Raw genomic sequence first — 11,937 nt, 5'->3', positions numbered from 1 at the left:
GCCCGGTTTCGCCGCCCGGGCCTGTCGGGCCGGTGGCTCCCGTCGGACCGCCGCTACCCGTCGCGCCGGTTGAGCCTGTGGCGCCCGTTGCGCCGGTCGAGCCCGTTGCTCCGGTTGCCCCGGTCGAGCCGGTGGCACCAGTCGCTCCGGTCGAGCCAGTTGCTCCCGTGGCCCCAGTTGCTCCAGTTGCGCCGGTCGCACCTGTGGCTCCGGTTGCTCCGGTCGAGCCAGTGGCTCCCGTCGCCCCGGTCGAACCAGTGGCACCGGTAGATCCAGTCGCTCCCGTCGCGCCGGTATCGCCCGTTGCACCTGTAGCTCCGGTGGCTCCCGTCGAGCCGGTGGCTCCAGTCGCTCCGGTCGCACCAGTCGAGCCGGTGGCACCTGTTGCTCCAGTGGCGCCGGTATCGCCCGTCGCACCTGTGGCTCCGGTAGCTCCGGTCGAACCAGTGGCACCGGTAGATCCAGTCGCTCCAGTAGCGCCGGTGTTGCCCGTTGCACCTGTGGCTCCGGTTGCTCCCGTCGAGCCAGTGGCTCCAGTTGCCCCGGTCGAGCCGGTCGCCCCGGTCGAACCAGTGGCACCGGTGGATCCAGTCGCTCCCGTCGCGCCGGTATCGCCCGTTGCACCTGTAGCTCCGGTTGCTCCCGTCGAGCCCGTGGCACCAGTCGCTCCGGTCGCACCAGTCGAGCCGGTGGCACCCGTTGCTCCAGTGGCGCCGGTATGACCCGTCGCACCTGTGGCTCCGGTAGCTCCGGTCGAGCCTGTTGCACCAGTCGCTCCAGTTGCTCCGGTATCACCCGTCGCACCCGTGGACCCAGTCGCTCCCGTCGAGCCCGTGGCTCCGGTCGAGCCAGTCGCTCCAGTGGCGCCGGTCGCACCTGTGGATCCGGTGGCTCCGGTTGAGCCCGTGGCACCAGTCGCTCCGGTATCGCCAGTCGCACCGGTGGCTCCCGTCGAGCCCGTGGCTCCAGTTGAGCCGGTCGCTCCAGTTGCACCCGTCGCTCCAGTTGCGCCGGTGTCGCCCGTCGCACCCTTGGCTCCGGTCGCTCCAGTCGAACCTGTGGCTCCGGTCGAGCCGGTTGCCCCAGTTGCACCGGTATCGCCCGTTGCACCTGTAGCTCCGGTTGCTCCGGTATCACCCGTCGCACCCGTGGCTCCTGTAGCTCCGGTTGAGCCGGTGGCACCAGTTGCGCCGGTGTCGCCCGTCGAGCCCGTGGCTCCGGTCGAACCTGTGGCTCCGGTTGTTCCCGTCGAGCCCGTGGCACCGGTCGCTCCAGTGGCGCCGGTATCGCCCGTCGCACCCGTGGCTCCGGTAGCTCCGGTTGAGCCGGTGGCACCTGTCGCTCCAGTTGCGCCGGTATCACCCGTCGCGCCGGTGGCTCCGGTTGCCCCGGTCGAGCCAGTTGCACCGGTCGCTCCAGTGGCGCCGGTATCGCCCGTCGCACCCGTGGCTCCGGTCGAGCCTGTTGCACCAGTCGCTCCAGTGGCGCCGGTATTGCCGGTTGCACCTGTGGCTCCGGTCGCCCCGGTGGCACCAGTTGCTCCGGTATCACCCGTCGCACCCGTGGCTCCGGTCGAGCCGGTGGCTCCCGTCGAGCCCGTGGCACCGGTCGAGCCGGTCGCTCCAGTGGCGCCGGTATCGCCTGTCGCACCCGTGGCCCCGGTGGCTCCGGTCGAGCCGGTGGCTCCCGTCGAGCCCGTAGCACCGGTCGAGCCAGTTGCGCCGGTATCACCCGTCGCACCCGTGGCTCCGGTCGAGCCTGTTGCACCAGTCGAGCCAGTTGCTCCGGTATCGCCGGTCGCACCTGTGGCTCCGGTCGCCCCGGTCGAGCCGGTGGCACCGGTCGAGCCAGTTGCTCCGGTATCACCCGTGGCTCCGGTCGCGCCCGTCGAACCCGTGGCACCAGTCGAGCCAGTCGCGCCGGTATCACCGGTGGCCCCGGTTGCTCCGGTCGCCCCAGTCGAGCCTGTGGCACCCGTCGCTCCAGTAGCGCCGGTATCGCCCGTCGCACCTGTGGCTCCGGTCGCCCCGGTCGAGCCCGCAGCGCCGGTCGAGCCTGTCGCTCCAGTGGCGCCGGTACCACCCGTCGCACCTGTAGCTCCGGTCGCGCCTGTGGCTCCGCTTGCTCCCGTCGAACCAGTGGCGCCCGTAGAGCCAGTCGCCCCCGTCGCGCCAGAGGCACCTGTCGCGCCCGAGGCACCTGTTGGACCGGTGGCTCCGGTGGCGCCCGTGGCGCCTGTTGCACCCGTAGCGCCCGTAGCTCCGGTCGCCCCCGTTGGACCTGCCGGGCCTGTCGCACCTGGGGCACCGCTGGACGTGACGGTCAGAAGGCCCCCGGTAAAGTGGTTGCCATCATTTCCCGAGCCACCGGGGCTGTTGATAGCCGTCGTCGTAAAAGTATAGGTTGGAGGATTGGTGGCAGGAACAACAGGCGTAAGCGTGCCGTAGAGATGAAATCCGGAATCGTAGATAAGGTACGTATGAGTGGCGTCTGGGACAGTTATCGTTATCGAGAAGTTTGGCGCTGCTGAATTCGCCGCTGACGGAAGATTGAAACTGCCAACGACTGTGTCGTCTGTGGTAACTGCGGTACTATTTGTATCAATAAGATAGTATGTATTGATATTTTTGCTGGACCCGGCATCTGTGGTGCCGTTGAGCGTCAGGTCGCCCGCAGCAAGGACCCCGGCATATTGCGCCAACCCGTTCGACGTCAGCGGCGGCAAGGGAGTGGACGCGCTGGCGGACAGTTCCCAGGCGCCGCCCAAGGCGGCCGCGCCAACCGGCGCCCTGGATGCGCGAATATCCGCCCCGACAGCCGCTTCCAGCGCCGCAACGAAAGTCTGGCCCGAACTGCCCGCCGCCGTTCGACAGCTCCACAGTCGCAGCTCGCCCTCGGCAGCGAGCGCCCTGCCTATTGCGGTGAAATCCGCGACGGCATCTTTCAGCGTGGCGGTGGACCACTCTCCCGCGGTGAATTGGACCCGTCCCGGCGCGCCATGCGCCATGATATGAATCGCATCCAGTGCTTCCTGCCCCGCGAGCTCAGCGGCGATCTGCTGCGCCGCCGGGCGGCGGCCATCGAGCACGACTGCCCGAACCTCAGGCCTAAGATTGCCGAGAACGGTGTCGAGATCGGAGATTGAGGGGTCCAGAAACAGAATTTCAGAGGCACGGGCCATGACTGGCTCCTGTTGGCTTTGAATTCAATTCAATGGAAAATCGCCCGTTGGCGCGGCCAGCGAGCGCTCGCGAAAAGGGGCTTGGGAACAGTCATCTTCCGGATGGACCCACGGCGCCGCCAGGATGCCCGACAGCGGGAGTCTCTACGCGGAGGAAGCTGGCGGGCTCAAAATTCCCGCCATCGTCAAACGTGCCAATAGCGAGCGACCGGGCGGTGCTTGGGACTTTCACGGTGAGCGCAACGGCCAGGCTTCGCTTGACAGCCTTAGGAAGGACAACCTGGCCAACGATCGCGCTCTTGGCGGTATCGAGAATGAAATAGGTTTCATTCTCGGTCATATCGCCGATGGGCAAGACGCCCCGAACGGTAACTTCCATCACTGCAAAGCCTGCCGTGTAGCTCATCACAGTCCTCCTGATTGGCCGGCGGCTGCGCCGCCGCATTGCTGTTTCGTGCCTTGGTGTTTCAGTCGGTGCCGCGGGCCCGCGGCCGAACCAGGCGGCTCGGGCTCCCGGATCCTGAAAATCGGCCAATTCCAAGGAGTGATTTCACTCGTTGGAACGCGTCAGCGAACGACCGACAGACGGCTGTTCGCAAATCGTTGAGAGCTGAGAGATTCGGATCAATTGAGGGTGCGGCCAGACGGATTGCCGCACTGGTACAGCGTCGCTGGGCGGGGGGTATCACTCGAACCACCGTGGACTCCATCACGCGCGTCGCAATCTTTCGACTACGACTAGTGAGGGAACCGATCCGCTTGCGAGGGAATACTTATTGGAAGCCACCAAGGAATGACAACACCCTGGTCAACCACGATGCTGCGCCCTCACGCATCAAGTGGCTGTACTCCCGAACCCAAGCTTCGCAGACATTCGCACCGACGGTCTCCCGCACGGCCGCGACTACCCTCTCCTTAACTAGACATTAGTAAATTCGAAAATTCTAAACTTGTAAATAGCTTCGTTAATAAATTACGAATTGCAGGAGAGCAGCAACAGCCATGCGGTCAACCTAGCAATGCAGCCCCAAGCCCAAACGTTGTGGGAAATCCGACGTTTAGATCAAGCCCCTCCGTGCAACAAGAAAATGCAGCAAGGTCAAACGCGGCCCGCGGAACAGCTGGTGCCGGCCAGCTCAATTGGCTCGACCGGAAGTTGCAGCGGACCTGTCCAGAGCGCGATGCCGCCGCAGGATGTCTCAGAGGCAGCACGGAAGAAGCGAGAGTGGAGCGGATCGGGCAAAACCGATCCAGCGCCTTTACGAAATCATCCAAACGACCGAAGCAGCAGCTCGGGCGTTTCGCAAGGATATGGATGGTTGCGCATCCGAATAAACCACTGTCTCATATGACACCACGAGACAATCACCAAAGCCTCTGCTCACAATGTTCCGTGGAGTCCAGAGTCAGCGAATGAGTACCGCAAAACGTCTCTGCCTGAATATGATCGTCAAGAACGAGATGGCCAATCTTGAGCGCTGTCTCGGCGCGGTTGCCGATCACATTGACTGTTGGGTGATTGGCGACACGGGCTCGGCCGATGGGACGCAGGATTTCATCCGCTCTTTCTTTGCCGCCCGCAACATACCCGGCGAGTTGCATGAGTTCCCGTTCCACAATTTCGAGCAGGCGCGCAACGCGGCCCTCGAGCATGCCTACGCCTCGAGCCTCGGCTACGACTACTTGCTTTTCGACGACGCCGACATGGAGCTCGTCGTTGAGGATCACCGGTTTCGAGACCAGCTCGATGCGCCGGGCTATCGGCTCCTCCAAAAGTCGGAATCCGGCCTCGCCTACTGGAACACGCGTCTGGTGAAGCGCACATCGGGCGCGCGCTATCACGGTGTGACCCATGAATACATAGACGTGCCTGATGGCGTGCACGAACTGCGGGGTATCTGGTACAAGGACCATGCCACAGGTTCGAACCGCGTTGACAAGTTCGAGCGTGACATAAAGCTCCTCTTGGGAGCTCTGGACAAGGATCCGGAAAACCATCGCTACTGGTTCTACCTGGCGCAATCCTACCGTGACGCCGGGCGGACGGCGGAGGCGGCGGTGGCGTATGCCAAACGCGCCGCAATGGGCGGCTGGGACGAGGAGGCATGGAACGCCCGTCTCCAGGAGGCTCGGTGCCTGAAAAAGATGGGCGACGATGCCGGTTTCATCCAACAGGCCCTCGCCGCGTTCAACGAGCGCCCGCAACGCGCCGAGCCGCTCTATGACCTTGCCCACCACTATCGCGAGAAGGGCATGAACGACGCGAGCGCGCTGTTTTCGGAAGCCGGACTGGCAATCAAGCGACCCGAGCAGGACATCCTGTTCCTCGAGGACTTTGTCTACACCGCAGGACTGTGGGAGGAGTATTCGATTGCCGCGAACTACGCCCGCGATCCGGCGCGCAAGGACCGCGGTTTCGCGGCTTGCAACTGGCTTGCGCTTAATCGGGAAATAGGTGACGGGCCGAGAGACTTGGCGCGATCCAATCTTTATTTTTACATGCGCCCGGCGAATGAGATCATGCCGTCATTTAAGGCACGGCGGATCGGTTTTGCCGCGCCGATGGGTTACTCGGCAACCAACCCTTCGGTAGCGCGCCTCGGCGACGGAATTGCGCTGCTGCAGCCGACCGTCAACTACAGGCTGACCGATGGCGGCCAATACGCAACGCCCGCGGACGCGCCGATCTCCACGCGCAATTTCCTCCTGCGTCTCGACAGCGATCTCGTCACGAAGGGCGCGAGCGAAGTGCTGCCTCCGGCCGATCTGCCGTCGCCCTCCTACGATCGGGTGCTCGGTTTTGCGGACATGCGGTTGTTCGCCTGGCGCGACGAGCTTTGGGGAATTGCTTGCGTGCGGCAGCTCGCGCCGGATGGATGGTGCGAGCAGGTACTGGCGAGAATCGAAGACACTGGCCTCGGACCGCATATCCTCACCGATTGGCGCGTCATTCACCCGGCCGGCCAACGGCAGCACGAGAAGAACTGGATGCCGCTGGTCGAGCCCATTTCTGACGGCAGCGACCGGCTCCGTTTTGTCTCTCTGTGCGACCCCACGAAGATACTGGACGAGAACGGCCGGACGGTTTCGGAGCAGGAGCCGATGATCGCCGCGCCGCAGTTCAGCGGCAGCTCGCAGGCGATCGTGTTCGACAGCGGCTGGCTGGCGCTGATACACGAGGCACGTGCCAGGCCAAACGAGGGCCGGCCTTATCACCAGCACCGCTTCGTCTGGTTCGACGATGCCTACCGGCTGGCCAAAGTTTCGCGGCCCTTCTACTTCCACGACAAGGGCCCGGAGTTCGCTGCCGGGCTCGCCTGGCATCCAGACGCCAAGCAACTCCTGATCTCCTACGGCGCAGGCGACAGCGAGTCGTGGATTGCGACCGTGCAGGCTGACCAGGTCGCCGCATTCCTCGACGACGTTGCGGAGCTGGCTTCGGGGGTGAGCGTTGCCGGTGCTGGCGTCAAGCCGACGCCATCTCTCACCTCGCCCGGCGCGGGAGATTCCGACCGGATCAGATTGGGTAGCAGCGGCGGAGTCCCGAACGGCGCCGGCGCACCTGCCGAGCCGACGTCTTTCGCCTTCCGTTCGGGCGGGACAACAGAGGAATTCTTCCGCAAGTTCGCGCCATTCCTTGAAGCGGTCGACTCGCCGGCGGAACGGCAAAGGCAATCGCGGGATTTCGATCGGCGCATCCTACCGTTCATCAGCGACGGCACGGCGCTGCCGCAGATCCACTGCTTCTACGAGGTGCTTTCCGACAAGATCGAACACAACACTCTGATCGCCGCCACCACCTCGATGAGGGCGGCCGGCCATCCGGTGCGCGTGTGGAGTTATTCTCCGAAGAGATTGGAGTTCCTGCTGCCGCACGGCATTGAGGTCAGCGCCGCCGACGACGTCATGCCTCGCACCATGTTCGAGCGCATCGTCTCTAGTTCCGAGATCAGGTACTTCAGCGATATCTTTCGCTACGCCGTGCTCTATGAGCACGGCGGGCTATGGATGGATTCCGACGTCGTCATGCTGCGGCCGTTTCCCTTCAGCGGCGATCATTTCTTCAATCTGCAATGGCGTGGATCGCACAAGGGTCATTTTGTTTGCGGCAACGTTATCTACGCCAAGCCCTACAGCCGACACCTCAGAGCGCTTTATGAAATGTCCGTCGAGCGCTTCCACGCGGCAGCGGGCAAGGAATTCGGTGACATCGGACCAAAGCTGCTGTCCGACTACATCGCCTCGGATGCCGGCTCCGAGTTGCACGGCCAGGTCTTCAGCCCGATGTTCTTCAACTCGATCGACTGGACGGAGACGGACAGGTTTGAAAAGCCGATCGCGGAACTGGCAGACTATTTGAACGACGATCGCGTTTTCGGCATCCACCTTTGGACGGCGCGCAACGAAGCCCGGACCAGCGGCGATGGGGAGCCCTTGATCTCGCAGCTGATCACACCGGCTGATGGTTTCCCGGCACTCACAAATCTCGCCGACCGCTTCAACACCGACAAGAACCGGCACGTCGGCAACCGTCATGCATATGCGAGGATCTACGATCGCCTGCTGTCGAGTCGCCGGCTCTCCTTGCGGAGGCTTATGGAGATCGGGCTGTGTCGCGCGATGTCGGAGGGCCAGACCGAGACGCCTTCCGTTGCGCTGTGGCAGAGCTATTTTCCGTTCTGCGAGGTGATCGGCGTTGACCTGACGGATTTTTCGCGGCTCAACAACGAGAGGTTCAAATCCTTCGTTTGCGATCAGTCCAAGGCGGAGGATCTTCGCGGGGTGGCCGCGAAGCTCGCACCTGCCTCATTCGACGCGATAATCGACGACGGCAGTCACGTATCCTTCGACGAACAACTGACACTGAGCGAGTTCTTTCCGCTGCTTCGAGATGGCGGCTGGTATTTCATCGAGGACCTCGACTGGCAGCCGTCTGGCGAAGACATCACCAAGATCACGCCGACCAAGACATTGTTGCGGGAAATCAAGGAATGCGGGACTGCGCGGTCGGTCGATCCGCTCGGTGTCAGCGCGCTTGCCGGCCAATTTGCCGAAATTCTGTTCTTCGATAGCCACTACGAGCTCGACCGGGCGCAATTGCTCGGCGGGCTCGTAGCCATCCGCAAGCGCGCGAGTCTGGATTTTCGACATAACAACGTCGCACAGGTGGGGAAGGCGCCGTGAAAGTGGCAGTCTACACCATCGCGTTGAACGAAGCAGCCAACGCGGAACGCTGGGCCAATTCCGCCGCCGACGCGGACTATCGGATAGTCGCCGACACCGGTAGCACGGACGATACAGTGGAACGGCTGACCGCTGCTGGGGTCACGGTGCACAAGATCGCAATCCGCCCTTGGCGCTTCGACGATGCCCGCAATGCCGCCATGGCGCTGCTCCCCGATGACGTCGACGTGTGCTGCACAATGGACATGGATCGGTTTCTCGAACCCGGCTGGCGACAGAAACTCGAGGCTGCCTGGACCTCCGAAACCACAGCGCTCTATTGCCAGACCATATACCGATCCAGTGTCGACGACCCGACGCCGCTGCGAGGCTGGTCGACGAAGAATTTTCATCACCGATGGGGATACCGCTTCACGCGACCGGTCCACGAGGCACTCGTCTTCACCGGAGAGAGGGAGGTCACGGCGAACAGCAGCGACATTGTGATGTATGAGGTGCAGGATCTATCCAAGCCGACGCGCAGCAACTACCTGCCGCTGATGCAAGTGGCGCACAAGGAAGATCCCGAAGACGCGCAGATCTGCTTCTGGCTTGGACGGGACTTGATGTGGGCCGGCCAACAAGAGCGGGCGGTCGAACTGCTTGAGCGCTACCTAGCCCTGCCGACAAGCAGATGGGGCGAGGAGCGGTCGGAGGCGATGCGCTATATCGCCCGCATGCAACCGGAGCGAAGGTTGGCTTGGCTGGACAAGGCGCGAATGGAAGCGCCGCACCGGCGTGAGATCTGGCTTGACCTTGCCGAGGAGCTTCATGGCAAGGGCGACTGGCTCAATCTGTTCTGGGCCTGCAGCAACGGCATCGAGAGGACGCGCCGCACGGGAAGCTATCTGGATGACGCGAGTTGCTGGGGTTTTCGGCTCTACGATCTAGGGGCCATTGCATCGTGGCGCCTGAATGTCATGGACCGGGCAGAGGAGTGGGGACGAATGGCGCTGGAGCTCGATCCAGCCAATCAGCGGCTCAAGGACAATCTCGGCTTCTACGTCCGGCGGCGGGAAGAGATGCGTCTGCAAGAATGAACGAACCCTCGAAACCCTCACGCGCACGACTGTTCACTGCGTTCGGAACTGTGATCTACGTTGACCCCTCCACGAGCGAGTTAAGACATGGAGCGGTGGAATACAGTCCGGCAAATACCTTTGTCGAGCAAGGCACGGAGTCGGCAGGCATCTATCGTCAGGTGCGGCTGATCTATGACACCAACAATTCGCATGAGCCGATCCATTGCTTCCCGGACGCCTGTCTGTCCGCATCGCGGCTGCAAGGCCGAGATCATTCGGATAGCCCCGCAACGTTCGATCTGATCCCGCTCGAACGAGGCTTGGTAACACTGAGATCCGGAGGCCTATTTATGTCGGCCATACCCGACGGCCACATGAGGCTCCGGGCCACTCTCTGCAGCACTTGGGAACTGTTTATTGCCTCCGAGAACTGGTGCTCGGAGAACGCGGGTTCGGATCTCGCCAACATTTGGCGCCGCAGCCATTCCTTCGACAAGAAGCGGATCGAGGATTACATTATCCACCCGATAATCCGCATGAATTCGGCCCGGCAGCCACAAGCCAAGAAGATCCTGATATACGGCTATACCAAATGGTCGCATGGCCGGGTTTACTACGATCTATGCAGACATCTGCATGACCGAGGCTACATAGTCGATCTGCTCGATTGGCAGGTGGATCACGCTGAATATGCTCAGCGGGTCATCTCATACTACGATTTCGTAGTGTCGGCGTTGGATGGTGTTTCCAGACTAGTGGATGAATACGAAGTCCCGTTCGAAAAGATTATTGCCATTTCACATCACGAATTCGATATACGCATGCTGATCGAGCAGAAAGGTATCCATGTATTCGAAAGATTTGCCAATTATGGTGTGGTCGGCCAGTCGGTATATTGCGCATCAATCATGCGCGGGGTGCCTAGACTCCCTATGGTGGCATCGCTTGGCATAAACTATGACGAATTCTATGCCGAGCCTCCCAGGCGCCTCACTACAGTCGGCTACGCCTCGTCGATGTCGGTCAAGACATTCGGCATCGAATGGAAGCGCGGGCATCTCGCCGAAGCGGCAGCGGGGGAGGCAGGTTTAGCGTTCAAGGTAGCGGGCTCGACAGCTAATCAGATTTCATTTCACGATATGCCAGAATTCTACCGAAGCGTCGATGCGGTGTTGTCAACCTCGATCAATGAGTCTGGCCCCTTGTCTGTGCTCGAAGGTGCGGCCGCCGGAAGGCTCGTAATTGGAACTCCGGTCGGGCATTTTCCGCTGAGGGCTTATCAAGGCGGGGGCATAATCGCACCAATCGAGCCAGAGAAATTCAAGGCTTTCACCAGTTCTACCCTGCGCTACTACAAGGAAAATGCAGGCGAGTTTGTGACCAAATGCGCCGCGATTCAGGAAGCAGCCCGTAAATTTGATTGGGCATACACCATAGAGGACTGGATAGGCTTAATCGAGGCTGCAGCGCCTACGAATTCCACGGCGCAGCCAATAAAAATACATGCAGGGATCCGCTCAACCAATCCACGCAAAGGCATCATATGCGACATCAAATGGCTTGAATCTTATCTGGCGAACGAGCATCACTATGAGATAAAGCTACTGTCGGAAATATACGGGTTCGACATCATTGATTCAAAGGCGATAGATTTTTCAGATGAAACGACTTTAAACGACCTAAACTCTTATTCAATATTAATAGTGGCATATCAGGGTCGCGTCTCGATTCCTCTAAACAAGATATCCGCATATAAATTATTCAGAGTAGACGACCTTGTCAGTTACGACAAGGAGTACGATGATTTAATAGGCCACCTTATCTCTCATGCAGATATGATAATTAGCCCCTATGCGTACGAATTCTCGAATCATTTCAAGCACGATTCCGTAGTATGGATTCCGTACTCGTCGGCGCTCGAAGGCTGCAAAGACCACGAACGTGTGACTTATAATGAAGACCCAATCAAGAAGGTCCTCCTGACCGGGAGTGTCGCCTGGGATAGACCGTTGCGGCAATATGTTGCGGGATTGGACGACGCAAGGATCGCCACACTGGAGCACCCCGGTTACCACAAGCGCTATGACGACTATAGCCAAGATACAGTCAGAACAGCCTACTATGAGAAGCTTTCAGAGTTTCTTTGCTGTTTTTGCGATGGTCATACTTATAGGTACGTTCATCTAAAAAATTTCGAGATAGCATCTGTTGGATCATTGCTATTGACTGACAGACTGATCGAAAAGGAGATGAATGAATTAGGTTTCATCGACTACGAAACCTGCGTTTTCACCGCCAAAGACGACTTTCTGGAAAAAGTGGAATGGATAGTCGATGAGCGGAACCGACCTGCAGTGGACAAAATCCGGAAGGCCGGAATGCAACTAGTGAGGGATCGGCATATGACCCGGCATCGCGCTCAACAAATCAACGATTTGGTAGCCTCGTGCCTGGCGGAGCGCGGCTGAGGCGACTTCCATCCTTTGAGCCGTTTGTAGCGGATGCGTCGCC

The 11,937-nt window shown here is 60.7% G+C and carries 4 protein-coding genes and 1 pseudogene; 3 read left to right on the top strand and 2 right to left on the bottom strand.

Annotated elements, in window-relative coordinates; genetic code table 11:
• Positions 1–2,737: 2,737 nt before the first annotated feature.
• Both LB565_RS09575 and LB565_RS09570 read right to left on the bottom strand, forming a co-directional pair.
• Positions 2,738–3,181, bottom strand: a pseudogene (locus tag LB565_RS09575) (DUF4347 domain-containing protein); the annotation flags it as partial.
• A gap of 91 nt (positions 3,182–3,272) precedes the next feature.
• A complete protein-coding gene (locus LB565_RS09570) occupies positions 3,273–3,587 on the bottom strand; it encodes a hypothetical protein (RefSeq protein ID WP_224583226.1) in 315 nt (104 codons plus the stop codon).
• 1,007 nt (positions 3,588–4,594) lie between these two features.
• Between LB565_RS09570 and LB565_RS09565 the strand changes: the two genes are divergently transcribed.
• The 3 genes from LB565_RS09565 to LB565_RS09555 are packed head-to-tail and all read left to right on the top strand — an operon-like array spanning position 4,595 to position 11,894.
• Positions 4,595–8,365, top strand: a complete 3,771-nt coding sequence (locus LB565_RS09565; protein ID WP_224583224.1) for a glycosyltransferase — start codon at positions 4,595–4,597, stop codon at positions 8,363–8,365.
• Positions 8,362–9,444 carry a glycosyltransferase gene (locus tag LB565_RS09560; RefSeq protein ID WP_224583222.1) on the top strand — a complete coding sequence of 361 codons (1,083 nt, stop codon included), beginning with the start codon at positions 8,362–8,364 and terminating at the stop codon, positions 9,442–9,444. Before LB565_RS09565 ends, LB565_RS09560 begins: the two co-directional genes overlap by 4 nt.
• Positions 9,441–11,894: a glycosyltransferase gene (locus tag LB565_RS09555; protein WP_224583220.1), complete on the top strand. Its 2,454-nt coding sequence runs from the start codon at positions 9,441–9,443 to the stop codon at positions 11,892–11,894. The genes LB565_RS09560 and LB565_RS09555 overlap by 4 nt, the downstream gene beginning before the upstream one ends.
• Positions 11,895–11,937 lie beyond the last annotated feature (43 nt).

It is taken from the genome of Mesorhizobium sp. CA14, from assembly GCF_020165195.1.
GTDB lineage: Bacteria > Pseudomonadota > Alphaproteobacteria > Rhizobiales > Rhizobiaceae > Mesorhizobium.
The sequence above is the reverse complement of the archived record's forward strand: the minus strand, read 5'-3'. Positions and strand labels throughout refer to the sequence as shown.